24 protein-coding genes and 2 pseudogenes are annotated in these 26,495 nt (G+C 36.2%); 7 read left to right on the plus strand and 19 right to left on the minus strand.

What is annotated here, in order from left to right:
- Positions 1–222: 222 nt before the first annotated feature.
- The 9 genes from BCR22_RS07035 to BCR22_RS07075 all read right to left on the minus strand — a co-directional run bounded on the left by BCR22_RS07035 (position 223) and on the right by BCR22_RS07075 (position 11,919).
- Positions 223–1,665, minus strand: coding sequence for a catalase (locus BCR22_RS07035; protein WP_069654240.1), 1,443 nt, complete (start codon positions 1,663–1,665; stop codon positions 223–225).
- Between the two features lie 130 nt (positions 1,666–1,795).
- Positions 1,796–2,842 carry a lysylphosphatidylglycerol synthase transmembrane domain-containing protein gene (locus BCR22_RS07040; protein ID WP_069654241.1) on the minus strand — a complete coding sequence of 349 codons (1,047 nt, stop codon included), beginning with the start codon at positions 2,840–2,842 and terminating at the stop codon, positions 1,796–1,798.
- A gap of 30 nt (positions 2,843–2,872) precedes the next feature.
- Positions 2,873–3,151: a DUF1294 domain-containing protein gene (locus BCR22_RS07045; RefSeq protein ID WP_069654242.1), complete on the minus strand. Its 279-nt coding sequence runs from the start codon at positions 3,149–3,151 to the stop codon at positions 2,873–2,875.
- An 85-nt stretch (positions 3,152–3,236) separates the two neighbouring features.
- Complete coding sequence (locus BCR22_RS07050; protein WP_069654243.1) at positions 3,237–4,145, minus strand: diacylglycerol/lipid kinase family protein; 909 nt, start codon at positions 4,143–4,145, stop codon at positions 3,237–3,239.
- A 130-nt stretch (positions 4,146–4,275) separates the two neighbouring features.
- Positions 4,276–5,505 (minus strand): peptidase T, encoded by a 1,230-nt coding sequence (gene pepT, locus BCR22_RS07055; RefSeq protein ID WP_069654244.1) that lies wholly within the window; start codon positions 5,503–5,505, stop codon positions 4,276–4,278.
- A gap of 22 nt (positions 5,506–5,527) precedes the next feature.
- Positions 5,528–6,646 carry a Nif3-like dinuclear metal center hexameric protein gene (locus BCR22_RS07060; RefSeq protein ID WP_069654245.1) on the minus strand — a complete coding sequence of 373 codons (1,119 nt, stop codon included), beginning with the start codon at positions 6,644–6,646 and terminating at the stop codon, positions 5,528–5,530.
- The gene (locus BCR22_RS07065; RefSeq protein ID WP_069654246.1) at positions 6,636–7,346 is read right to left on the minus strand and encodes a tRNA (adenine(22)-N(1))-methyltransferase; all 711 of its coding nucleotides are present in this window, start codon (positions 7,344–7,346) and stop codon (positions 6,636–6,638) included. The genes BCR22_RS07060 and BCR22_RS07065 overlap by 11 nt, the downstream gene beginning before the upstream one ends.
- A 460-nt stretch (positions 7,347–7,806) precedes the next feature.
- The gene (gene alaS, locus BCR22_RS07070) at positions 7,807–10,446 is read right to left on the minus strand and encodes an alanine--tRNA ligase (RefSeq protein WP_069654247.1); all 2,640 of its coding nucleotides are present in this window, start codon (positions 10,444–10,446) and stop codon (positions 7,807–7,809) included.
- A gap of 366 nt (positions 10,447–10,812) precedes the next feature.
- Positions 10,813–11,919, minus strand: a complete 1,107-nt coding sequence (locus BCR22_RS07075; protein WP_069654248.1) for a DUF7278 family profilin-like fold-containing protein — start codon at positions 11,917–11,919, stop codon at positions 10,813–10,815.
- A gap of 127 nt (positions 11,920–12,046) precedes the next feature.
- Between BCR22_RS07075 and BCR22_RS07080 the strand changes: the two genes are divergently transcribed.
- Positions 12,047–12,481 carry a GNAT family N-acetyltransferase gene (locus BCR22_RS07080; protein ID WP_069654249.1) on the plus strand — a complete coding sequence of 145 codons (435 nt, stop codon included), beginning with the start codon at positions 12,047–12,049 and terminating at the stop codon, positions 12,479–12,481.
- Positions 12,482–12,509: 28 nt separating this feature from the next.
- Here the strand turns inward: BCR22_RS07080 and BCR22_RS07085 are convergent, their stop codons facing one another.
- Both BCR22_RS07085 and BCR22_RS07090 read right to left on the minus strand, forming a co-directional pair.
- Complete coding sequence (locus BCR22_RS07085) at positions 12,510–13,862, minus strand: DEAD/DEAH box helicase (RefSeq protein ID WP_069654250.1); 1,353 nt, start codon at positions 13,860–13,862, stop codon at positions 12,510–12,512.
- A 66-nt stretch (positions 13,863–13,928) separates the two neighbouring features.
- Positions 13,929–15,104, minus strand: a complete 1,176-nt coding sequence (locus BCR22_RS07090) for a VanZ family protein (protein ID WP_069654251.1) — start codon at positions 15,102–15,104, stop codon at positions 13,929–13,931.
- 188 nt (positions 15,105–15,292) lie between these two features.
- Between BCR22_RS07090 and BCR22_RS07095 the strand changes: the two genes are divergently transcribed.
- Positions 15,293–15,616: a hypothetical protein gene (locus BCR22_RS07095; protein WP_069654252.1), complete on the plus strand. Its 324-nt coding sequence runs from the start codon at positions 15,293–15,295 to the stop codon at positions 15,614–15,616.
- 137 nt (positions 15,617–15,753) lie between these two features.
- On the opposite strand, the gene BCR22_RS07100 is transcribed toward BCR22_RS07095, so the two are convergent.
- The 4 genes from BCR22_RS07100 to BCR22_RS07115 all read right to left on the minus strand — a co-directional run bounded on the left by BCR22_RS07100 (position 15,754) and on the right by BCR22_RS07115 (position 19,545).
- Positions 15,754–16,098: a zinc ribbon domain-containing protein YjdM gene (locus BCR22_RS07100; protein WP_069654253.1), complete on the minus strand. Its 345-nt coding sequence runs from the start codon at positions 16,096–16,098 to the stop codon at positions 15,754–15,756.
- 112 nt (positions 16,099–16,210) lie between these two features.
- The gene (locus BCR22_RS07105) at positions 16,211–17,053 is read right to left on the minus strand and encodes a histidine phosphatase family protein (protein ID WP_069654254.1); all 843 of its coding nucleotides are present in this window, start codon (positions 17,051–17,053) and stop codon (positions 16,211–16,213) included.
- A gap of 199 nt (positions 17,054–17,252) precedes the next feature.
- Positions 17,253–18,209, minus strand: a complete 957-nt coding sequence (locus BCR22_RS07110; RefSeq protein ID WP_069654255.1) for a DHH family phosphoesterase — start codon at positions 18,207–18,209, stop codon at positions 17,253–17,255.
- 13 nt (positions 18,210–18,222) lie between these two features.
- Entirely contained in the window at positions 18,223–19,545 is a 1,323-nt protein-coding gene (locus BCR22_RS07115) for a DRTGG domain-containing protein (RefSeq protein ID WP_069654256.1), read from the minus strand.
- Between the two features lie 536 nt (positions 19,546–20,081).
- Here BCR22_RS07115 and BCR22_RS14980 point away from each other — a divergent pair.
- A pseudogene (locus tag BCR22_RS14980) lies at positions 20,082–20,584 on the plus strand (MFS transporter); the annotation flags it as partial.
- Between the two features lie 68 nt (positions 20,585–20,652).
- On the opposite strand, the gene BCR22_RS07125 reads toward BCR22_RS14980, so the two are convergent.
- A complete protein-coding gene (locus BCR22_RS07125; protein ID WP_373681192.1) occupies positions 20,653–21,036 on the minus strand; it encodes a phage holin family protein in 384 nt (127 codons plus the stop codon).
- Positions 21,037–21,214: 178 nt separating this feature from the next.
- Positions 21,215–21,634: an ArpU family phage packaging/lysis transcriptional regulator gene (locus tag BCR22_RS07130; RefSeq protein WP_069654259.1), complete on the minus strand. Its 420-nt coding sequence runs from the start codon at positions 21,632–21,634 to the stop codon at positions 21,215–21,217.
- Positions 21,635–22,077: 443 nt separating this feature from the next.
- On the opposite strand from BCR22_RS07130, the gene BCR22_RS07135 reads away from it, so the two are divergent.
- The 4 genes from BCR22_RS07135 to BCR22_RS07150 all read left to right on the plus strand — a co-directional run bounded on the left by BCR22_RS07135 (position 22,078) and on the right by BCR22_RS07150 (position 25,363).
- The gene (locus BCR22_RS07135) at positions 22,078–22,455 is read left to right on the plus strand and encodes a helix-turn-helix domain-containing protein (RefSeq protein ID WP_069654260.1); all 378 of its coding nucleotides are present in this window, start codon (positions 22,078–22,080) and stop codon (positions 22,453–22,455) included.
- Between the two features lie 4 nt (positions 22,456–22,459).
- Entirely contained in the window at positions 22,460–23,137 is a 678-nt protein-coding gene (locus tag BCR22_RS07140; protein ID WP_069654261.1) for an ImmA/IrrE family metallo-endopeptidase, read from the plus strand.
- 417 nt (positions 23,138–23,554) lie between these two features.
- A complete protein-coding gene (locus BCR22_RS07145) occupies positions 23,555–24,685 on the plus strand; it encodes a baeRF6 domain-containing protein (RefSeq protein WP_069654262.1) in 1,131 nt (376 codons plus the stop codon).
- Positions 24,686–25,162: 477 nt separating this feature from the next.
- Positions 25,163–25,363: a cold-shock protein gene (locus BCR22_RS07150; RefSeq protein WP_010760878.1), complete on the plus strand. Its 201-nt coding sequence runs from the start codon at positions 25,163–25,165 to the stop codon at positions 25,361–25,363.
- A 96-nt stretch (positions 25,364–25,459) separates the two neighbouring features.
- Here the strand turns inward: BCR22_RS07150 and BCR22_RS15935 are convergent.
- Both BCR22_RS15935 and BCR22_RS07155 read right to left on the minus strand, forming a co-directional pair.
- Positions 25,460–25,639: pseudogene (locus tag BCR22_RS15935) on the minus strand (hypothetical protein); the annotation flags it as partial.
- 83 nt (positions 25,640–25,722) lie between these two features.
- Positions 25,723–26,495: transposase (locus BCR22_RS07155; protein ID WP_141706551.1), on the minus strand; the 773-nt coding region annotated here is incomplete at its 5' end.

Raw genomic sequence — 26,495 nt, forward strand, 5'->3', positions numbered from 1 at the left:
ACTGAAACCTTGATAAACAAAGGTTCAGTCTTATATATTACTGTATAGATTATTTACTTTTTTCTCATGAAGATTAGAGATTGACCATTAAGAATAAAACTAAATTTAACCAATGAACTGTTCTAAGCATAAAAGAGCAATAACTCTCAGATTCAAAGGGTCCCTTCAAACGAGCGCCTGGACCAAAGTGACTCCCATGGTATTTGTTTAAACTATAGATTACTATTGAATTTCCTCTATTGGAATGTTCAACGCTTTAGCAACTCTTGTCCCATAGTCTTTATCCGCTTGATAAAATTGTTTGATTTCTAAAATCTGTATTTCTCGATTGTCCACTTGGCCTAAATTTGATTTAATGGTTTGAACTAAACGTTCTTTTTCATCTTCTGGAATCAAACGATAAAGGTCACCAGCTTGAGTATAGTGGTCTGGTCCATATTCATACGTACCAGCCTGCCCTTCTACATCAAATGGCGTAATCGCCGCAGATTCGTCTTGAACGGGTCCTCCTTCACTATTTGGCTCATAGTTAACTGCCCCACCCTGATTATTCCCTTGCATGAACCCATCTCTTTCATAGTTATTGACCTCATTGTGTGGTTTATTGACAGGTAATTGATCGTAATTAACACCTAGACGATAGCGAGCTGCATCTTTGTAGGCAAATAGTCTTCCTTGTAATAACTTGTCTGGTGAAACTTCTATCCCAGGCACTAAGTTTGCTGGTGAAAAAGCGATTTCTTCAACATCTGTAAAATAATTTTGAGGATTTTCGTTTAATGTCATCGTACCGACTTCGATTAAGGGATACTCTTTTTGTGAAACGACTTTCGTTACATCGAATAAATCATACTTGTAGTTCAACCCTTCCTCGTATGGAATGAGCTGCACACAAAGTTTCCATGAAGGATAGTCTCCAGTTTCAATCGCTTGAAATAGTTCATCCATCAAATAATCTGTGTTTTGAGAAGCAATTTGGGCAGCAACATCATCTGTTAAGTTTTTCACTCCTTGATTGGTTCTAAAGTGATACTTTACCCAAAATACTTCGCCTTGATCATTAACCCATTTAAATGTGTGACTACCGTATCCGTGCATCGTGCGGTAGCTTGCAGGGATGCCACGATCAGCCATCAAAATCGTTACCTGGTGGACAGATTCAGGGGAATGAGACCAAAAATCCCACTGCATATACGGATCGCGTAAATGTGTTTTAGGATCGCGCTTTTGAGAATGAATAAAATCAGGAAATTTCAATGGATCTTGAACAAAAAAAACTGGTGTATTATTGCCGACAATATCATAATTTCCTTCTTCTGTATAAAACTTGACTGCAAAACCTCTGACATCACGGTACGTATCGATATATCCTGATTCCCCAGCAACTTGAGAAAAACGGATCGCAACTCTTGTCTTTTTTCCTACCCCGTTAAAAAGTCCAGCTTTTGTGTAATTACTCATGTCATTTGTTAGTTCAAACTCCCCAAAAGCACCAGCTCCTTTAGCATGAACGACTCTTTCAGGAATTCTTTCGCGGTTAAAATGAGCTAGTTTTTCCAAAAGGTGAACATCTTGGATCAATACTGGTCCTCTTTTTCCCGCAGTTTGCGAGTGTTGATTATTGGCAATAGGTTGTCCTTCACTTGTGGTCATTTTTTTACTCATATTTTCACTCTCCTATATATTCTTTACATAATAATAATAACTCTAACGAGATTTTTGTTCAAATAAAAGAGAGTCGGTTGAAACGTAAAGGTTTCAACCGACTCTCCTTCTATTAATCGTTTTAGCTGCATTACTCATCAGCAGCTTCGTTTTTTTCTTCTCTAACAGCATGAAGCCCTAGTTTTATCTCTTGTCTTTTTTGAACTAAAACGTAGATAAACCCAATCAAAAATGGTAATACAAAGCTACCAAAACGGTACAATAACAAAGAAGACACTGCATCGACCGTTCCCACTAAAGGTTTAAATAGTAATAAATACACAAATTCAAATGGACCAATTCCAGCTGGCGTTGGAAATACTCCCGATAAAATAACTGAAAAACTGGTAAAAGAAAGAACTAGCAGTAAATCAATATTCGGATGATTTTCAACCAATACAACATATGGAATCACGTACCAAAAAAGTAACTTCGCTACATTCCAACCGAAAATCCGAATCATCGCTGAACGATCTTTCGTAATTGTTTGAACTGTTTCTCTCAATGAATAGATTTGCAAATTACACTTATCTACCCAATCTCGCAATTTTTTTCTCTTAAAATGCTTGTTACTCCAACTAATCAATAAAACTTGAAGATTGATACTACTTGAAAGAATCAGTAGTGACAATATAATCACAAACGTCAAAACAACACCTACTAAAATGAACGGAATCATTTTTGGTGCATGCTCATAAAATAATGAAAATTGCACAATCAGTCCTAGGACTGATAAAAAAATAACAGCAGCTTTATACATAATCATATGCAAGGCCGTTACACCGACTCCTTGAGAAACGGCCAATCCTTTTTTCTTATAAAAGTAAATTTCAGAAAGTAATGTTCCCGTTCCAAACGAGATCACACGATAAAAGGCCACGTAACAAGACGTGAAAAAACCATCTTTTGTTGAGAAATCCTTTTGAAAATAAGAAGCAATCTCTTTGATAGAGCGACCTTCAACAATTTGATAAATGACACCTAACAAAATAACAAGAGCGACAACGATCCAACTTGTTTTCATCAATTGAGCAAATATATCGCTAAGAGAATTATCCATTACATAAATAATTACTCCGATAATAATGGCCAACAAGCCGATATTCAGGAAAACCTTTGTTTTTGAATTGCTTTTCATAGTCTCTCCTTACTAAATTTAAATTCACGATTATCTTTTATAACTAACAAAACTAATTGCAATAGCTACAAGTGTACCAAAGATAAAGAAAAAATAAAAGCGTAATTTTCTCGTTTTATGATGAAAAAGTTGTTGCGCGAGTAAGCCGCCCATTCCTCCACCTATCAACCCTATAAACAAAAGATCAAATTCAGGAACCCGCCATTTTCTTCTTTTAGCTCGTTGTTTATCAAGATACATCACAAAAAATTCAACCAAATTTACGATGAGCAAATACACCCATGGCAAATGTTTCAACAAACCTGTCATTGATTTTCCTCCAACTTTTAGTCTCTTAATGGAACATATTGAAAGACCAAGTCATGTAACGTTAATTTGATCATTTCATAAAAATTTACACTTGTTCTTCTGGAACAAATACGGTCAAGCCGTGTTTAATAACATTCATTTGAATCGGTAGATCCTCACTTGGATCTCCATCGACACGAGTCCCAACTTTCTTTTCGCTCAAGCTTTTAATGGTTATTTCAGCTGCCGTCATATACTTGATTCCAGGAAGTTCATAGATTTTGCCTAAAATAATTTTGGGTAGGTAAAAAGCTAGTTTAAAAAAGTTTAATTTTGGTAAAATCGTTAGATGAAACAAACCATCATCTGGAGATGCTGAATTATCAAAATTCGTATAGCCACCCACAGAATTAGTCATCGTCACGGTAACAAGCTGTGTTTTCCCTTGCCACTGCTCTTTTTCTGTTTTGATTTCTAACCGATAACGTTTTTTCTTTGCGAGTAATTTGAAAAAGTTTTTAATAAAAATAAGTTTACCATATTTTTGTTTCTCTTTTTGGCTAATTCGAGCCGCTGTATCTGCTAAAATACCGATCGTCATGGTGCTAACGATGACTTTTTGATTGATCATGCCATAATCGATTTTTCTTGTTACTCCACCTAAAATCACATCAGCGGCTGCTTCAAATTTTAGCGGGATCCCCAAAACCCTTGCCATATTATTAACAGTACCACCAGGCAATAATCCAACATTTAGATGTGGTAATTCTTTTTGAAAGTCTTCAACGTTATGATTGATCGTACCATCACCACCGATAAAGATTAGTGTATCGATATTTTCAGTCTTTGCTTTTTTAACGGTCTTTTGACTATCACAATCTGGACCAACTTGTTCTAATAGAAAATGCGTGTCTGTTTGACCATGATTTTTGGCATAGTCTACAAACTGTTCGGCTAATTCTTTGCCTTTATCTTTACCAGATGTTTTATTAAAAAGTATCATTACATTTTCCATTTAAGTTCCTCCTAAAATTTAAAGTATAGCGGGCTCATCCTGCTCTGACAGAAAAATAGGAAGTAAGTCACTACCTGTAACATTACTCCCTCTTTTTAAATTTTACTACAATTATGAATAGTGATTTCCTTTATTTTGCGTTGGATTCTACAATTTTCACGATAACATCCGTTGCTTTTTCCATCGCTTGTAATGAGACAAACTCAAAACGACCATGCATATTTTCGCCACCAGCAAAAATATTAGGTGTTGGAATACCTAAATATGAAATTTTAGAGCCATCCGTTCCGCCTCGGACAGGTTCGATTAATGGTTCGATATCAAGCTCGATCATCGCATTTTTCGCTAATTCAATAATGCTCATATCTTTCTCGATTATTTCCCCCATGTTGTAATATTGATCAAACAAATCAATCTGAACTCGTTCATGGTCAAATGGCTGATTCATGATTTCTTGAATGTTACGAATCAATGTTTTCCGTGCTTCAAATTTTTCACGATTATGATCACGAATGATGTACGTCATTTGCGCTTCTTCTGGCGTTCCACTCATTTGTGCTAAATGGAAAAATCCTTCGTCACCCTCCGTTTTTTCAGGAACTTCATTTTGCGGTAATTGGTTATGAAAATCGATTGCTAATTGTAGCGCATTGATCATCGTATCTTTGGCTGTTCCTGGATGTACATTTTTCCCTTGTATCGTTACTTCAGCCTGTGCTGCGTTGAATGTTTCATATTGTAATTCACCCACTGGACCACCATCCATTGTATAAGCGAAATCAACATTAAATTGCGCTACATCAAATTTATCCGCTCCAACACCGATTTCTTCGTCAGGACCAAAAGCTACTCGGATCGTTCCATGTTTGATTGAGGGATTTTTAATCAAAATTTCCATAGCTGTCATAATTTCGGCGATCCCAGATTTATCATCGGCACCTAAAAGCGTCGTACCATCTGTGGTGATTAACGTTTGATTGGCATAGTTTTTTAAGTTCGGAAAATCCTTCGTATTTAACGTGTATTTCCCTTCGCTATCTAAATTGATTGTTGACTCACCATCATACTTTTCAATAATTTGTGGATTAACGTTTACCGCATTAAAATCTGCTGTATCCATATGAGCAATAAAGCCGATTGAACGAACTTCTTTGTCTACGTTACTCGGTAAAGTAGCCAACACAAAACCATTTGTTTCGTTATATACAACATCGCTCATACCAATTTCTTCCAACTCTTTTTTTAGCGTTTGGGCAAAATCAACTTGCGTTTGCGTTGAAGGCGTTGTTTCACTTTTTGGATTAGAGCGTGTTTCTGTTTTTACGTAGCGTAAAAAACGTGGCAATAAATTTTCATACATTCGTCGGTTCCTTCTTTCTACATTATCTAAATTTAAACGGGTTCGTATTTACTTCTGATTCGATAAAGGTTATATCCCAATTATAATCTTTTTTCCATTGATTGAATAGTTCGACCAACTTCGGTTTGCATAATTGTTCGATATAATGCCCTGGATCGATTACAGTTAATCCTTCTGTTAACATATCATGCCCAGTATGATAATAGACATCTCCTGTAATATAAACATCTGCCTGCTTTTTAAGGGCATCTCGGAAGAATTTTTCACCACTGCCCCCACAAATTGCAACGCGTTGAATCCGCTTGTTCTCATCTTCAGCTACAATTCTCAGACCATCTAAATCAAAGGTTTCTTTTATAGAGGAAACAAACTCTTTTAAAGAGACTGCTTTGTTTAAGTTTCCAACTCGGCCCAAACCGTATTCTTTAGTGATATTTTCTATTGGGTACACATCATATGCTGGTTCTTCATAAGGATGTGCCTCCAACATTGCTTGAATGACGTTTTCTTCGATTGTTTCTGGGAATATCACTTCGATTTTTGCTTCTTGTACTGCTTCTTCTTTGCCAATCGAGCCAATTGTTGGATTCGCACCAACCGTTGGTGTGAATCGTCCTGTTCCAATCAATGAATAACTTGAATTGATATAATCCCCTTGAAGTCCTGCACCTGCTTGACCTAGCACTTTACGCATCTTTGTTGCATCATCTACAGGTACAAAAACAGCTAATTTTTTATATGCTATCGTATGCGTTTTCGTTAGATAACTCGTATCTTGAATCCCCAACAATTCACAAAACCAGTCATTCAAGCCATTATCAATAATATCCATATTCGTATGCGCTGCAAAAACAGCAATATCATGTTTTAATAAATCAGCGTACATGTTGGTTTGTAAATCATTTGTATCTAACCGTTTGACTGGTCTGAAAATAGGGGGATGCTTGGCGATAATCAAGTCAACGTTTTTTTCGATTGCTTCAGCAACTACTTCCGGTCGAACATCCAGTGTCACCATCACTCGATCGATCTTTTTATTCACTGTTCCAATCTGTAACCCTACAGGATCACCTGCTTCAGCTAGCCACTGCGGACAATACTCTTCAAAACGTTCAATAAAAACAGGCCCATCAAGACTCATTTTGCAAAACCTCCCTGATTTCAGTGAGTTCATTTTCTATTTGTTGTATTCTTGCTTGTTGATCTCCAGCTGCTTTAGCTAATTGTGCTAAAATGGTTTCTCTCTGTTTTAATTCTCCTTGCCATTTTTTTTGAAAAATAGGTGATTGCTTTTTTAGTAGAATAGGGCCGAAAAGTCGCTCTTTTTCTGAGTATGCGACTCTTACCTCTTGTCTAGAAGCTACAATTATTTCATAAATTTTATTATTTTCTTCTAAAATATCTTCTTCTATAATGGTGTACCCGTGCACTGTCAACCAATCACGCAATGGTTTCTCCCCAATATTGGGTTGTAGAACAAGACGTTCATTTCCTTGAAGACGCTGATTATTCCAACCTGCATCTAAAATATCACGAATCAAGACACCTCCCATACCACAAATTGTAACAGCTGTGATCTTATCTAATTTCTCTATAGCATCTAAACCATCCGCTAAGCGAACAACGATTTGATCTGTCAAACCATTTTTCTTCACTTGTTTTTTGGCTGCTTCATACGGACCTGTTACGACTTCCCCCGCCACCGCAAAATTAAGTTTCTTTTGTAAAACTAATGCTACTGGTAAATACGCATGGTCAGAACCGATATCTGCTAAACGGCTTTGTTCAGGAACTAATTCTCCCACACGTGCTAAACGTTTTGATAATTGATTTTCATTCATTTGACATATTCCTCCGTGGTTATTATACCATTCAAAAATCAGGTTGAAAACGTTGAAAGAAGGAATTTAGTTACAATTTCTTTTTCAGCTCAATTAAATGATTTAGCTGATACAAACATAGTACAACAATCAGCTTTTTTGCCTTATATTTAGCGCCCTCCTTCATTTTAATTGAATAATTGCGATCCAAAAAGCGTTGCTTTCAACGGTGTTTCTTGGCGCATTTTTTCTACTACAGCTAGGTGCCTACTTTGTGAGGATCAACTGATTTTTGATATTAATCCAAGTATCATCGACTTCATTTCTGCAAATAAAAATTTTCTTCCTTTGCTGTTTTCACTAAGTGTTTCCACATTTTCTGATCCTTCCAATACAGATCGATTTCTTGGTTTGTGCTCTATCATAAAAAAGAGGTTCGGATCTAACTCTTCCAGCTACATCCGAACCTCTGCTATTCATTTTATTTTGACAACCAGTTTTCGACTTCTTTCAAAGCATCACTGATTCCTGCTGGATTTTTACCACCAGCTTGTGCCATATCTGGACGGCCACCACCGCCACCACCTACTTTTGGTGCAATTGTTTTGATCAAGTCGCCAGCTTTTAGACCTTTTTCGTTCGCTGCCTTAGACATCGCTGCTAATAAGCTGACTTTGTCTTCTTGCGCTGTTGCTAAAACTAAGACATCTGACAATTCTTTTTGTTTCCATTGATCCGCTAACTGACGCAATTGATTCATATCTTTTACGTTTACTTGTGCGGCAATATACGTTGTACCAGCAACTTCTTTGATTTCCTTAAAGATGTCACCAGCTTGTTGATTGGCTAATTTGCCAGCCAGTTGCTCATTTTCTTTTTGTAAATCACGTAATTGTTGTTGTAATTGTTCCGTTTTTGACACAACTTCTTTCAATTGAGGTGATTTAACGATTCCTGCAATTGCTTTTAATTGTTTTTCTTCTTCATTCATTAATTCATACGCTTCTTTACTTGTAACAGCTTCGATTCGGCGAACACCGGCACCGATTCCTGATTCAGAAACGATTTTGAAAATACCGATATCTTCTGTATTTGTTACATGCGTCCCTCCACAAAGCTCGATTGAATAGCCACCTATATTGACAACACGGACTTCTTTCCCGTATTTTTCACCAAATAAAGCCATAGCACCCATATTTTTCGCTGTGTCAATATCTGTTTCGACTGTTTCAACAGGAATTGCTTCCCAGATTTTTTCGTTAACGATCGCTTCCATTTGAACTAACTCTTCTGCTGTCACTTGACCAAAATGAGTGAAGTCAAAACGTAAATGTCCTGGAGCAACTAATGAACCTGCTTGATTCGCATGATCCCCTAAAATATCTTTTAATGCGCGGTGTAGTAAATGCGTCGCAGTATGATTTTTCAATATACGATTGCGCATTTTTTCATCTACATGTAATTCGTACATTGCACCTTCAACTAGTTTTCCAGTCACTTGAACCGTGTGTAAGAATTGGCCATTTGGTGCTTTTAAGACATTTTCTACCTGAGCTACAATCGTGCCATTTTGATCTTTGATTGTTCCGTGATCGGCAACTTGTCCTCCCATTTCTGCATAGAAAGGCGTTTCAGCAAAAATCAGTTGAGCTGTCCCTTCTGAAAGCTCGCTAAGAATTTCTTCCTCTTTTAAAATAATTAAAAGTTTGCTTGTCCCTTCTAAATGACTATACCCGACAAATTTACTTTCAACTTTAATATCCGTTAAAACAGCCGATTGAACACCCATTGATGTTGCTTTACTTCTAGCAGAACGAGCCCGTGTTCTTTGAGCTTCCATTTCTTTTTCAAATCCAGCATGATCTACTTTCAAGCCTGAATCTTCTGCAACTTCTTCTGTTAATTCCACAGGGAAACCATACGTATCGTACAATTTGAAGATATCTTTTCCATTTAACGTATCTTCCTTGGTCGCTTTTACTTTTTCAATCAACTCATTTAAAATATCTAATCCTTCATTAATTGTTTCATGGAAACGTTCTTCTTCTGTGCGTACAACTTTTTCGATAAATTCTTTTTGTTGTAGTACTTCTGGATAATAACTTACCATTACTTCGCCAACTACCGGAACTAGTTTGTACAAGAAAGCTTCGTTAACTCCTAATTTTTTGCCATGCATAACCGCACGACGTAATAAACGACGCAAGACATAGCCACGACCTTCATTTGATGGTAACGCTCCATCACCGATTGCAAACGATAATGCACGGATATGGTCAGCAATGACTTTAAATGAAATATCCGTTTGCGGTGATTGGCCATAGGTTACTCGTCCGCTTAATTTTTCTACTGCATGTATGATTGGCATAAATAAATCTGTTTCAAAGTTCGTCGGTGCATTTTGAACGATGGAGACCATACGCTCTAAGCCCATGCCCGTATCAATATTTTTATGAGGTAACGGCTCGTAGGTATCATCTGCTTGGTGGTTAAATTCAGAAAATACTAAGTTCCAAATTTCTAAATAACGTTCATTTTCACCACCAGGATAATTTTCTGGATCATCTTCGGCAACATCGTTAAACGACTCACCACGATCGTAGAAGATTTCTGAATCTGGACCACAAGGCCCTGCACCGATATCCCAAAAATTATCTTCAATATCAATGATATGATCCATTGATAACCCGACTTCTTCATGCCAAATCCGCTTTGCTTCGGTGTCTTTTGGGTAAACTGTGACATATAATTTTTCAGGATCAAAGGCCATCCATTCAGGAGACGTTAAAAATTCCCACGCCCAATGGATTGCTTCTGTTTTAAAATAATCACCGATCGAGAAGTTCCCTAACATTTCAAACATGGTATGATGACGCGCTGTTTTCCCAACGTTTTCAATATCATTGGTACGAATCGATTTTTGCGCATTCGTGATTCTTGGATTTTCTGGAACGACTGAGCCATCAAAATATTTCTTCAATGTTGCAACACCTGAATTGATCCATAATAAGGTTGGATCATTGACAGGCACTAACGAAGCACTCGGCTCCACAGAGTGTCCTTTTGATTTGAAAAAATCTAAATACATTTGACGAACTTGACTACTTGATAATTGTTTCATTGTTCGATTCCTACTTTCCTCACTGGATTAGTTGATCTTAAGCAATAAAAAAAGTGATACTCACTGCAATACAAGGACGAAAAATCGCGGTACCACCTTGTTTGCAATGAAATCACTTGAACCATTCATTACCTCTTAAACTCTATAACGCAGAGTAGCGTTGATATTTCTATCAAAAATGACGTAAAGGGAGCAATTACGTTTTTGAGCTATTCTTCTTTCAGCAATGAAGAACTTTCTGTAAGCACGAGAAAACGAACCATATCCTTTAGTTTCCTTACAAATTATAATGAAGTTTCAAAAAAATGTCAATGGATTCATTTTTTTTCATTGTTGATTACGATCATTCAATCTACTTAGATCAATTTATCCCTCAACTTTGATTACTTTTCGATATAGATAATCATTCGGATCTAGTTTTTGATTGAGAGATACTGGGTTTGAAGATCGAAAATAGCTTGATAAAGGCAACATTTTTTCAATCAAATGCGTTTTATCTTTTGATTGCTTCATTAATTTAACAATTGTTCGATCATCCGTTAGCTCAAAACGATTTTTTTCCGTAGGAATCATTAATCCAAACATATTGGCGCCATCCATCTTATTTTTGATTTGCCGACCAGACTCATTCTCTTGGAGTAATAACTCATTGCCCCAACGGAATAAGCGTCGAGTCCCCCCACCAACGACATATTCCCACTGATCTTCTGATAATAAATCAAAACCCTCACGCTTAAGAGCATGCTTCAATTCATCATGAGTCCAATCTGAATGACTATAGACGAAATAATAATCTGATTCAGGCAAAAATTCCAAATACACTTTATTTTTTATTAACATAGTTTTAGGAAATGACCAACTGAGGCTTTCGGCAGCGGACAGTCTTGGAAAGAATGTTTCGCAAATCTCTTTTTCATAGGGAACATACTGCTCAATTTCTCCTTCAAAGGTCCCTGTGACTGTATCAAAGATCCCTAAAAACTCTGTCCCTGCTGGTAAGGCATATTTCTGAACTATCATCGCAGGAATCTTAACTTTTCTTAAGTCTGTTGTATGTTTGTTTATGTATGCTGAAATGCCTTCCAAGGAAGTCAACTCATCCGTCGATTCTTTTTCAGTCCACTGAGCGACAGAATCGATGGCTTCATTTGTCAGCGTGGTTTTAAAGGTGTTCTTGGCAAAATGCGCCGCATCAAAACCTAACAATTCATGAGGTCGTAACCCTTCTGCGCCTAAATCCCAGCCGAGGATTGCTTCTTTATTTCCAGGAATAAAAATAAATAGTTCACCATCTAATTCTAATTCAAATGTACGGCATTTAATGCCATAGAGCTCAAAATTTACTAGTTCCATTGAATTAATTTCTATTGTAGGTGGAACAAAATACATCAATAATTGGTGTAAAAGTGCTTCTTTTTCAGCATCTTTTAAGTTTTTCCAATTTGCCCACTCAATTTGTTCAAACAGATCCAAGCTAACCCCTCCTCGTATGTTAACAACAGAGCTAGTCACTAAAGCTAGATGACATCAAAACTATCTGCTATGATTAAGTATACCATTGAATGAAACATTCTATAAGAATATTATCTGGAGGAATTATATGCATACTCACTTTGGTTGTGAACGCTGGCACCAAGCCGCAGCCTTTGCACTACGTTATGATGTTTTTGTTTTAGAGCAAGGAATTTCATTACAGAATGAATTTGATGAACTAGATATAGAAGAGCGTAATTATTTCGTTGTTTATGAAGCGTCACTTGCCGTTGCAACGATTCGTTATCAAAAAAAAGACGATGACACGATTCAACCAGATCGTTTTTGTGTAAGAAAAGAATATCGTGGCAAAGGCCTTGGCAGAAATTTATTGCTGCTTTTAGAAGATAAAGCTATGAAAGATGGCTTTAAATATAGTATTCTTTCTGCTGAAAAAACTGCTTTGTCTTTTTATCAAGCCTTAAATTACTCAATAAATTCTAAAGAGTATCTAGAAGATGGCATTGTCTGCGTAGAAATGATCAAAAAATTAAGCAGCTAAGATGAACTACTCATCTCGCTGCTTACTATTATTTATAACTATTTTTTTTAGACTTTTTCGCTGTCCGAGTTTGCTGACGGCGTTCTACCTTGCGTTTTTGCTTATTGCTAGCAGAAATTGCCCATTCAATTTTCTTTTTATAGCCTGGTTTGATTTTTTTCTTTTTCTTTTTGACCAACCCAATCAAGGTCGGATCTTCCAAAGCATCTTTTGATTTTTCACGTTTGGTTCTTCGATTACGGTCATAAGTATCGATCATTTCACCATTTTTGATTTCCTTTGGATGAAACTCAATTCCTAATTGTTCCACTTCAGAAATCGCCTCTTCGTCTGCCGGCGAATAAAGTGTAATCGCTGTTCCATCCAATCCGTTTCGTCCCGTTCTACCGACACGATGAATAAAGAAATCTAAATCACTTGGGACTTCCGCATTGATCACATGAGAAACGCCTTCAATATCGATTCCACGTGCAGCTAAATCAGTTGCTACCACATATTGAAACTCGAGATCTTGCACTTGGCGCATGACACGCTTGCGTTCTCTCGGAGAAATGTCGCCATGGATTTTCGCTACTTTTAAGCCCTGATCTTTTAAATAATCAGTGATTTCATCCACACGTTGTTTCGTATTAGCAAATATAATCACTAAATACGGATGACCAATCGTTAATAATTGGTAAATCAAACGATTTTTATCTTTTCCTTTTGTAGAAATCAGCCAATTATCGATTGTCTCCGAGATGATGTTTTTCGGTTGAATATGCTCTATAACTGGGTTTTCCATGTATTTCCTCAAGAAAGGTTTCAATTTTTCTGGAATCGTCGCAGAGAAAACTAACATTTGTAGTTTATTAGGCAAACGTCCTGCAATTTGATCCACTTCTTCTAAAAAGCCCATATCCAGCGTCATATCAGCTTCATCGACAACAAAAGCAAATGCGGTATGTGCTTTTAGCGCTTGCTCGTTCATCAAGTCTAAAATACGACCTGGTGTCCCAATAACCACATGTGGTTGCTGATGTTTTAATTTAGCAATTTGTCGTTGTTTATCCGTTCCACCTACAAAATTTGTCACACGAATTTCAGGCTGACTGAATTTTGCGATTTGGATCGCTTCTTGATAAATTTGGTTCGCTAACTCACGACTAGGTGCCGTGATCAAAATCTGTACCTCATCCAATTGAGGATTTACTTTATTCATCAAAGGTAATAAAAATGTATGGGTCTTACCGCTTCCTGTTTGGGATTGACCGATGACACTTTTGCCTTTTGTAATCACTGGAATCAATTTTTCTTGTACTTCTGTTGGTTGTTCAAACCCTTTATCTGCTAATGCTTCCATGATAAAATCGTTGAACTGAAATTGTTTAAATGAACTCATTTACCTCACCTCTTTCAAACTTGTTGTGTAAGTCCTCATGCATTATACCACAAAAACCGCAAATCCTTATTGATTTTCTGTATTTTTCTCTCTTTTTATCGTACTGATCGTATAGGTATGACTTGCTTTTTCATAAAACAGGCGCCGTTTCTTTCTGACCAATACATATAATACATTGATGAAAAACAGAAGCAGTAAAAATGAACAAAATAGAAATAGCATAAAACTCACTAGCTGCAACATCCGATTGTTTGAATTCAACAAGCCAGCAGAACTTGTCAAGTATGAACTAATCAACCCATAAACAAAATATAAGTAGCCATAACGGATAAATAACGCTCTAAAACGAATTTTTTCATACCCTTCTTCTACTATCTGAATACGAACGATTTTCTTACCGATTGTTTCGCCATTTGTAAGTTTAGGTATCAACATAAATACGATAAATACCATAAGGAAAAACCAGACTTGATTTTCAAATGCAGAATAACCTGAAAACCATTGATGATACTCTGGAATTAAATTAAAAAGAAGCATCAGTATTGTTTGGACAATTGAGATCACAAACCAATCAATTAGAAACGCCACAAAACGTCTAAACAAGCTGACTGATTGCCCTTTTTCGTACGCCGCTTCATCCAATTCATCTCTTGTTGGAAATAAAAAGGTCAACATCGGTGTGATCGCGTATCCGACAATTCCACCAAAAGTATTGTTGATCAAATCATTTACATCCGCTAATCGATATGGTCTAGGATAAATAAAATACAACCCACTCAGCTGCGTCAACTCAAAAAATAAAGATAAGAGAAAACTAGCGAGAACGACTTTTTTGAATGAAAGTTTGTAATAATAGCGTAAATACACCCCAAAAGGAACCAGCAATAGAACATTGAAGACCGGCTCCAACACGACGCCTTGTCTTAAAGCTGGGATAAACGTACTTGGATCATGGATATTCAATACTGTATCCTGTAAAAAGCGACTGACAAAATAAAATGGCCGTAATTCTAACATTTGACTTGTGTATTGGGCCACTTCAGATCGAGGCGGCAAAGGTAAAATAATTAAAAAATAAGCGCATAATAAATAGAAAACAAATGAATAAAGTATTAGTGCTCTTCTGAATAAAAATGTTCCGTATTTCCGGTATTCACGAATCACAAGCACAAATGAAATCGCAAAGGCTAAAAAAGGAAAAACGATTATCGCTGTTTTGATTGGTACGGCATATGCTGACATCTAGAAATCACTCCTTCTTCTTTAGTTTAGTAGAAATTAAACGCTTTGTCATTTCTAACAACTATAGCTTTAACAAAAAATATATTTTGCAAATTGAAAAAATTGCAGTATGATTGTGTTGTAGAGTACTAGATAAGAATGCTCCACCGGATTAAACTATTCAATTTTTACTTACGGAGGCTTGTTTTATGTTAAATCCATATTTTGCTTTTGGTGTTCCTGTTTTTCTACTTTTTTTATATGTTGTTTTTGCTATCATTAGAAAAAAAAGCACTCTTCATTATATTGGGTTTGTTCTTTTACTGATTGCTACATTTATGATGGCATTTAGTTTCCAAGTATTACAAGGTTTATGGACTTTGGAAGAGAGTCATGCTATTGAGCAACTAGATAAGTTGAATTACTCGTCTGAACTATTATGGATTCCACTTGTTTTGGGTGGTCTATTAGCTATTGTGAATCTTTGGCGCGGAGTGAAAAGAGTGAAGTCATTTCGAGAGGGTTCAACTTAAGAGTACACAAGAGGGGTGTGAGACAAAAGTAGAAATCACTTTTGTTTCACACCCTAAATGCGAATAAACGGTGGGAGCAGAAGCAATCCTTTCGGAAATAAGCTTCTGTCCCAGCCTCCTCTAAAAATCAGTAATTATTAATTCTTCTTCACAAACTCAGATTTCAATTTCATCGGACCAAAGCCTTCAACTTTACAATCAATATTATGACCATCTGCCGCATCAACCACTAAACGAATGCCTTTAACCTTCGTTCCTTGTTTGATTGCACCACTTGCCCCTTTGACTTTTAGATCTTTAATAACTGTCACGTTATCGCCATCAGCTAACTCATTGCCATTTGAATCCTTAATCACCGTCGCTTTATCTTCTGTAGCATCTGCTTCTGACCATTCATGTGCGCATTCTGGACAAATCATCATGCCACGATCCTCATAAGTGTATGTTGAGCCGCATTCAGGGCAACTTGGTAAATTTTCCATTTAAATTCTCCTTCATTATCGTTCTCTTTTAAAGTGTTATCACTTCATTTTAGCGTACTTCTAAACGAAAGAAAAGAACTATTCTATTTACAAATAGTAACGTTAATTGGATTTATTTACTTTCTTTGCCATTTTCAACGTAAGAAAGGTCATTGACACTATCGATTGTGTATTTACCGTCTTTGTACGTTACTTTTGAGATACTCGCATTTTTTAATCCGTCGTCTGGTAGGTCTGCATTTGCATCTAATTCACCTAATAACGTAATAATACTCATTCCATGGGACACAACCAATACGTTGTTTGCGCCTTCCTTCTCAGCGTCCTTCACGATATCATCTAATCCAGCTGTTAAACGAGCAACGATTGTTTTACTATCTTCTGCTGGCCAGTTCACGCCTTCTTCCACATTTTTCTTATCTAATCCAGACAATACATCGGCAAATTCGATAATACCTTTGTAAAAACCGACTTCTTTCATCCATTCATTGTATTCTTCAAACGTTTTTCCTTGTTCCTTCGCTACAGCTGTCTGCATCTCTTCGTTCATCAAGCCTTCATACGTACCAAAATTATATTCCCTTAAACGTTTGTCTTTCGTCATTTCTTTCATCATTTTTTCTTGACCATTATTTTTTAAGACTAATTCAGCCGTTTCGATTGCTCGTCCGCTATCGCTTGTCACGACTTTATCAAAGGTAATATCAGACAACCCTTTTCCTAACTGCTCCGCCACTTCAACGCCAGCCGGTGTTAATGGTGCATCGATCCATCCTTGAGAGCGATCTACGGTATTCAACATTGTTTTACCATGACGAGCAAGATAAACCACCACTTCCGAATGTTCTTTCTCTTTTGCATTGGTTTTCTTTTCTTCTTTTGCAGTGCCATTACTACATCCAACTAAAACCATCGACAATAATGCTGCACCAACAACCATCTTTTTAAATTTCATCACTCTTTCTCCTCCATGCTATTCCTTATTTTTAGTTAAATAATTTTTGGATACTTTTTGTCCTTTAGAAAAAAAGAAAAAACCCAACTACACCAAATAACGTTATTTGGCATAATCAGGTTTAGCTTGTTATAAACAATCACTATCCGCTATTTAACTAGCTTTAGTATAACGGATATCGCTGTATATGTAAATGCTTTCAGCTGTTATTTTTAAATTCTTTGCATAATTGTTTGATTTCATTGTAAATAGCATCGATTTCTTCTTGATTTTTGGCATTAGCTCCACTAGCTAAAGGATGCCCACCACCATGATGCTCCTTGGCCAACTCATTGATCACAGGTCCTTTTGAACGTAAACGTACTCGATAATAGCCTTCTGGCTGCTCTACGAAAATCCCCCATGCTAAAACTTCGTCGATCACGCCTGGTAAAGATACAATCGCAGCCGTCTCTGAATCCACTATCCCATACTCCTTCAGTAATGCCTGAGGTAGCATAACTTTCGCTGCACCATAGTCATCTACTTCAATATTTTGATACACATATCCCGCTAGTTTCGCCACGTTCATCGGAATTTGTTCTAATTCACGAGTCAGCTCAGCGGCATTAAACTTATATGTCCTCAATTTGGCAGCTACTTCTAAAGTATGCGGTGTTGTTGCAGGGTATAAAAATCGCCCTGTATCACCAATAATGCCAGCATAAAGCAAACGAGCAGCATTACTACTCATAATCAGCTTATCTTCATTTAGATGATAAAAATCAGCAATAATCTCACTACAACTGCTTGCTTTCGTATTGACCCAAACGATGTCACCATATGGATCGTCATTAGGATGATGATCAATTTTAATCAATTCTGCCCCTAAATGATAGCGCTCATCACTGATTCTAGGAGAATTAGCTGTATCAGTAACAATAACTAATGCCCCTTGATAGGTTGCGTCAGACACTTCATCCATTTCAGCTAAGAATTCTAACCCTTCAACCGAACCACCCGCTTGATAAATCTTCTTATTTGGAAAGCTTGCTCTCAAGATTTCAGCTAAGCCAACTTGTGAACCAATTGCATCTGGATCAGGTCGTTGATGACGATGAATAATAATGGTTTGATACGCTTTTATTTTTGTTAAAATTTCTTTTACAACATCCATATTCTATTTCCTCCTATGTCCGTTCCATCACTTGACACACCACGATTGCTTTGGCTACAAGAGCGTTCTCTAAATAAACTTCAATATCTAATTTGGCCGAACGACGACCGATTTCTAAGACTCTTGGACGAATATCCAGTTCACTTTCTAATTGAATCAAACGCAGATAATGCAAACTCATTTGTTCGATCAAGACATTTCTTCGTTGATTGGTGATCATCGTGCGCTGAGTCACATTTGAGATGATTTCACTTAATACACCGAAAGAAATTGTCCCTACACTATTGACCATCTGAGGCGTGACTGAGAATTTAAATTGTGGCTCATCTGATTTACTTACTTCTTCAATTGGCATGACTTCACCAGAAATTTGATCCGAAATCGTATCTGCAATCTGCGGTTGCCGTTGAACCAATTGCATCGCTTTCATCACATCTTGCCGAGAAACAAAGCCCACTAAAGATAAATCATCTTCAACAACCGGCATGACTTCCAATCCATCCCAAATCATTTGATGGCTGACACTTGCTACACTCATCATTTTTTTCACAACGATTGGATCTTTTGTCATAACTTTGTCCATCGTTAAAGTTTCTGATTTGCCTAAAACATCTTTTGCTGTAACGATTCCGACCAATCTTAGACTCTTGTTGACTACAGGGAAACGAGAATGATGCGTCTTTTCAGAAAGTTTTTGGTAATCCGCAATGGTATTGGTTGAAAATAAGTAGTTTGTTTTTTCTAAGGTTGTATAAATATCACTGACCAACATGATATCTTTTTTGATTAATTGATCGCTTAACGCTCGATTGATCATTGTCGCTACGGTAAACGTATCGTACGTTGTTCTTAATACAGGCATTTCTAATTCATCTGCCAGTTCAGCAATTTCGTTTTCTGTATCAAATCCACCAGTAATTAAAACAGCAGCCCCGTTTTCTAAGGCTAATTTTTGAACGCCTTGGCGATTTCCGACAATCATCAATGAGCCTGGGGTAATATAGCGAGTCATTGCTTTTTCAGTCATCGCACCGATCACAAACTTATTTAAAACCTTATCTAAACCAGCTGAGCCCCCTAAAACATCACCTTCGATGATTCGAACTACTTCGCCGAATGTTAATTTTTCAATATGTTTTTTTAATTTGCGCTCGATCCGAATCGTTCCGACACGCTGAATCGTTGAAACCAATCCGATATTTTCAGCATCTTTGATTGCACGATAAGCTGTTCCTTCACTAACACCAAGATTTTTGGCAATACTTCTAACTGAAATACGATCCCCAATCGGTAAACCTTCAATATATTTTAATATTTGATCATGTTTCGTCGCCATAATATCCTCCTTATTCTATACGCACAATGAGCGCATTCCGTTTTTATTTCTTTCCCTAAAAAGTAGGTTCATGAAGATAAATCAAAATTCATAGTCTTAAGTATCTAGTCATTGGAACTACTTTCAGTCGTCATTAATCGATTTTAGTTTCTATAGAAATCAGGAGCTTTCTTTTTTGAATACGCAATCTGTTTTAATGTCTCTTAAGGAGATTTTGAAACAGATACAAGTTCCTCAGTTATTGACTTCATTTAAAAAGTATAACAAAAAAATAGATATTTTAGTACAGTTATTCTTCTTTTATTGTAACAGAAGTTAAAAATAAACAAACTTAATTTCTATTCAATTTGCCTTTCCTTGCTCCAAAGTTCCTAAATTCATTTATGATCTGACTTTTGAAAACAAAACTAAGCTTTTTTCACTCCTTTTTTAAAAAGGAGTAAGATAATAGCAGACTGTTTATACTTTTTTAAGGAGATGACTATATGGAATCAGTGAATAAATTTCAAGAGAATCCCCTTGTACAAAAAAATCGGATGGTCTTTCCTTTATTAATGGTTATTGGCTCTCTAATCAGTGGTTTTTTAACGGATAAAAATCGGAACAAAAATTCTAGCGTTTTCTGGCTTAGTCTTGTTGTCGGTCACCACTTTAATGTATATGGTTTTAAATCAAGGATCTCCACTTTGGTATTATATTTTAGCGACTAGCATTATGGGATTAGGTAATGTGTTGTTCCAACCTCCCAATAACACGACCGTCATGAGTAGTATTTCAAAAGAAGATTTTGGTGTAGCTGGAAGTATGGACTCCTTTGCTCGTAAGGTAGGAATGGTTCTAGGTATTGGGTTAGAGCTACAACCATTTTTTATAACGCGATGAGCGCGGTTTATGGTCAACGTGTCACAACGTCTATAAGTGAGCGACCTGATGTCTTTATTTTTGGAATGAGAATCACTTTTTTGGTTCTTTTATATTATGTTTAACGGCTTTAGGACTAACGTTCTTTCGTTCATTCAAAGCTGAGAAAATGAAATAGAAAAAAATGAAACTGGCAGATACATCTGATTACAGTTTCATTTTTTATGGACCCAACATTATGTAGAGCTATTTATCTTCATTGCCACTTTTAATATTTTTGATAAAATCCTCAAATAATTCGGTCCCGATCCCCATCTTTTTATAATTTTCAAGAATGGACTTTAATTCCATTAACAGATAACCAACATATAACACATAAATTAATCCTACACCTGCTCCACCTGGAATCAATGGCGCTAAGGGAATAAAAAACATCAGCAAAACCATACTAGCCACTTTCCTTAAAATGCCATTGATTCCTACTTTACTTAAAAAATCGATCTTGGGATTGATTTTTGCAGCTAAGCTGCCGCTTAAAAAATCGATGATCATCGCGATACAAATCAAGGTTAAAACATAAATTGCTTTATGATCTGTATCAACTAAAAAACGATCTAAATACTCAAACATCTTCATAATTACCACCTTTTACTTTTTTTCCTACAGTTATTATTGCTTTTGAATAGAAACGATAGTTCAAACCTAATGCCTTTTCTCGTTTATTTTTGATCATTGTTTAACTAACGCTATAAGAATAGTTTACTCGGTTTTTCTATGATGAAACTGGCATATCTCTCCCATAATGATGTCACTTTTCACTCAAGAGTTTCCCGCTTTCATATGACTCCGCAAATCGGATCATCGCTTTATCTAGTTCTCGGTAAAACTTACTTTCACTCATGTGATGCTTCATATAAATCGCGATGTTTGTTGTAAAGTTGCGGTCCATATACTTATCGTACAATAGTTGTCTATCATAAGTATCCAACTGGTTGATAGCCTCTATAATCTTGGCTAGCTCAACTTCAGCAAGATATTTTCGGTCCACTACTTTATCAACTTTACGGGAAAATTCTCCATTGGCATTTTTCATTTCAAATGTATAGGCTGCTGTTACTTTAGGCGAATGTTTTTCACCAGCGATTCTTACTAAGGAACGGTAAGTCTTTAATAAAGCATGAACTTTCTTTTTTGTTTTCTTTCGATCGATTTCAGGAAATAATAGCATCTTTTATCCTCTCCTTTTCTTAATGGTTTGACTCAACACAATAGCAACTCTTTTTTGATAGTATGATGGTTTGAATTTCTTCTCTTTAGACCCTAAGGTAGTCCTCTGATACTGCTGAAGTAAATCAAAGTAATACGTTAGTACCGCACAGTTCTTTTATGCCCTCCATTTTGTCTCTTGATTTTTAGTGAATTAGCTATTATACGATAAAATCATTGACTAAAATTAGCATTTACGCTATCATGTAAGTATAGTTAAATAAGCTCTATTCTACTTCCGCCGCTTTCTGATTTTAGAAATTGACTGCTAGAATGGCTTTGCCTAACTATCTACTGATAAATTAGCTTATAAGAATATACTAATAGTTTAAAAGCTAATTGTCAACTAAAAATAGCTTAAAAGCTAACATTTTTTTCATTTAAGCTTATGAAAGGTTGAAAAACATGAGTTTAACTTACAGAATCAAAGAGCTCGCAGACAAGAAAAAAGTTACATTTGCTGAAATCGAACGAAATACAGGTATTTCAAACGGGCAAATTCGTCGCTGGGATACTTCTTCCCCTAAAATAGAAAATATCCAAAAAGTGGCCGATTATTTTGACGTATCAACGGACTATTTATTAGGAAGATCGGAAATACCTTCTATTAAAGAAGCACATCAAGAAGAACATCTTTCTTCCCAAATCATGTTTCGGATGAATACCGAAGGATTATCTGAAAACGAAGTAGATGAATTGAAAGATGAAGTAAATCGGTTTTTGCGTTTCAGACGGTCAGAAATCGAACGAGAACGAGAATTAAAACAAGACGACAAGGCGTGATTGGATGACAGAGCAAATTGATGAATATCTTAGTTTTTCGGATAAAATAAACGATTATATCTCGGCTTTGATGGTCGCAAATAATATCGGTTATGAAAATTACGATTGTTCCTATCTTTGGGATTTCGTAAGATCTAAGGGAGTTTCAATGCGCAGTTTTCCATTTGATGGTGTCGCAAGAGATCGTATTTCTGGTATGATTGTTAAAGACTCTTTAGAGACAACGATTGGCTATAATCAAAACATGAGTGAAAAAAGAAAGAACTTTACAATCAGTCATGAGATTACGCATTATTTATTTCATATGACTGAAAATGATACGATTTTTACTGATACAGAACGTAGTTTGCACTACTCTTATAATGAAGTACTTCATGAGTTCCAAGCAAATATTGGCGCTTCTGCAATCCTTGTACCTGATGTGGTATTCTTTCGCTTTTTAAAAGAAGGATGGAATTTATCACAACTGTCGAGTCGTTTTGGGATATCAGAAAGTGCCCTTTATATTCGTTTGATTCATACAATGCAGGCTAATTTTGGTGTTTCTTATATCGCTGCCAAAACAAATGCAGATGCTATTCGGTATAAATTTAGTGGTAAAGGGCAACATGCGGCTATTGAATTAGGAAAAAATTTGGAAACACGATTGTTTCGAACAAATCGATTTATTGAAGCATTGTAGTTACAAATGAAAAAAGTGGAGCTAAAATCATTTTTTTGATTTTAGCTCCACTCTTTCTGTCTACTAAAACAAAAAAACCACCACGACCGTCGTCTGTGGTGGAAATGAAGGTTGTTATTTACTCTTGGTAGGAGTAAGTATGAAAAACCAATTCGGGATAATTGGCATGAGGACATATTAGCATCTCTCCTTAAAATAAAAATGAATCCCTATTTTGTATTTCATAAAAAAACTATGAGGAATTACTCATACAATGATTCTTTATGATTTGCTTTTGTTTCTATTCTTCTAACCCTTATTAGTTCCAACATTTTTATGCCTGTGCTACACTTTTAATAGTAGCTACTAATGGTTACTTGAGCATTATAGGCTTCATCGAATAGCTTGTTACATCTTTAAATTTAGGAGGAATGTATTATGTTAGATCAAGAAAAAGACAATTTATCTGTTCTGTTCTCTGACGAAGTTCAAGGTCCCTTTGTAACATTTATTCTAAATACTCATGTCGCTCACCAAGATGTCGAAAAAGATTCTTTAGTATTAAAAAATTTTGCTAAAGCTGCAAAAGTCCGCTTCGAAAAAAAGTATACTGACTTGTCTTGGGTGCCATTTCAAGAAAAAATCGATGCATTGCTTGCTGATGCTTCATTTTGGCGTAATGCAACAAAAAGTGTATCCATCATTATAAGTGAAAAAGACATCTTTATTCATCGATTAAATGTTCCCGTTGATAATCAATATTACGTTGACGACCGACCTTATCTCCTAGGCATCATCAAAAATAACCAATTCAACTATCGTTACTATTTAATGGCTTTAAACCGTGATGCTATGCAACTGTATTTAGTTGAAAACAATCGGGTAAAAGCGATTGAATTACCTGCTGATGCACCAACTGATCTTGTGGGCACTTTAGGTGATGAGTTGACTGGTGGCAGTATGAACTACTCTATTCAAGGCGGAAACGGGTACAATGGTTCATCTAAAGAAGGCGTTGCTTATCATGGTGTCAACACCAAAGATGAAGAAGTAAAAATTGATTGGACTAACTATTATCAAGCCATCGATAGTTACTTAAAGGACACATTCTCAAACCCTGATAATTTACCTATTCGCTTATACGCTTTGCCTGAAAATCAAACATTATTTAAAAAAATTGCAAAAAATCCTTACTTCGTAACAGATGCCTCTGTTTCACTTTCTCCTGCCCAAGTTTCATTTCAGGACATCGAAAAAGGTGCTTATAAAATCAATCAAGAATTAGAAGCAATAGAAACAGCAGCTTATAATCAATTATTAGACAAAAAATTCGTTGATCAACTTGTTGATATCGTACCTGCTTCTGATGAAGGGAAGGTATCCCATTTCTTCATCTCCACGGCTAATTTTGTTAATGAAACAACTGACATGTCAACAGAAGAATTTGACCGTCGAAAAGTCTTGAACAAAGTAACCGATAATGTTCTTAGAACAGGCGGAAAAGTGTTTGTGTTAGATCAAAAAGCCGCTCCAGATGAAAAAACTTTATTAGCGATTCTGCGCTACTAAGAATTTCACCTATGAAATGGACAAGAGCCACTCAACAGATACGTTGAGTGGCTCTTTAATTAAGTTAATTAAATATTTTGTTAGCTATAAAACCATGTAAAAACTATCTATTAGTAAGGATAACCTTATTCTCATCTAAACAATCTGAACCCTTCCTACTTTCAAATCTATGCAGCTCCAAGGCTGCGCCTTCGGAATAGATTTCTACGATATAACTCTATCATTACTTTCATATTTAACGCTCAATACTACTATACTATAACAGAAATACACTTATTTTGACAATTAATCCTCATTTCTTAACAAATTTTTATTTTTAGGAGAGATATTACTAGCCAAGTGGGCCTAAATATGCTATAGTAAGAGTGTAGTTTTTGTTCGGTAATATATGTGTAGCTGTTTCAAATAAACATCTTCCACATTTTCACCTTTCAAGTAATTGCAAAATATGTGTATATCACAAGGAGGATTTTTATTATGGAAACAGGTACAGTAAAATGGTTTAACTCAGACAAAGGTTTTGGATTTATCACTGCAGAAAACGGTAATGATGTATTCGTACATTTCTCAGCTATCCAAGGCGACGGATTCAAAACTTTAGAAGAAGGTCAAGCAGTGACTTTCGACGTTGAAGAAGGCCAACGTGGTCCTCAAGCTACTAACGTTAACAAAGCTTAATTAACTTTAGTAAATTCAAAACCTGACGACTAGTCGTCAGGTTTTTTTATAACTCAAAAAATAAAGAGCCTGAAACATAACTAAAAAGGTTATGTTTCAGGCTCTTAGTAACCGAATAAACGGTGGGCGCAGAAGCAACTCCTTCGGAAATAATCTGAAATTGTTGTAAAACACAACAAAGAACGAGTTGATGGTGCACAGTACCTACTTGGGCACAAAAATTTGAAGAGCAATTTTCGTAAATTCCTTCTTATTTCTCGGAGTTAAACACTTCTTATACGAAAACTAAACTTGTAAAAAAAGCAAAAAAAGCTACCTCCTACCTAATGCGTAGTTAGCTATAATTGGTCTAGAACACTTTAGCGACTAAATGTTAGAGTGTTCTTTCTATTTTGTAAATAACTTCCTCCAAGTTCATTATAGCGGGACTGATCGGAAAACATCCGATAAATGATACGTATTATTAAATGAACGGTCGCAACAACCGCTTTTTTGTGTCCAGCATTTCTTCTTACCCGAAAGAAAAATGCTTGGATTCGATTGGATTTCCCTTGGGAAACGGCCAGGGCCCCTTGCGCTAAGACCTTCTTTAGATAAGAATTTCCTTTCCCTACACGTTTACTTCGTGTCTTTCCAGCACTTTGATTATTTCCTGGACTCGCTCCTGCCCATGAAGCCAAATGTCCAGATGTCGGGAAAACAGACATATCTACCCCCACTTCTGCGAGTACAACTGCCGCCGTCCTTCGATTGATTCCTGGGATTTCCTCTAAACGTTCTACGTATTCTTCATAAGGAACGAGATAGTCGTTTATTGTTTCTTCGACTTCTACTAATTGTTTTTCTAAGCACTCAATTTGAGTGAGATGAAGAGATAACATTTTACGATAATGAGGCGTCATAAACCCTTCTAAGGATTCGAGCAACTGAGGAACTTTTCTGCGTAATATTGTATAAACACATTCGAGAATAAGTGTTTCTGTGATTCGCTTGTTTTTAACCAAAGCATAGAGTAAGGCTCTGCCAGATTTTCCATAGATATCTTTAATCACTGAGGTTAATTTGATTCCAGCATTCTGCAGGACCATGTGCCCCCGATTTTTTTCTCGATTCAGATCTTCTACTAAGTGCT

The sequence above is a fragment of the Enterococcus plantarum genome (assembly GCF_001730295.1).
GTDB lineage: Bacteria > Bacillota > Bacilli > Lactobacillales > Enterococcaceae > Enterococcus_L > Enterococcus_L plantarum.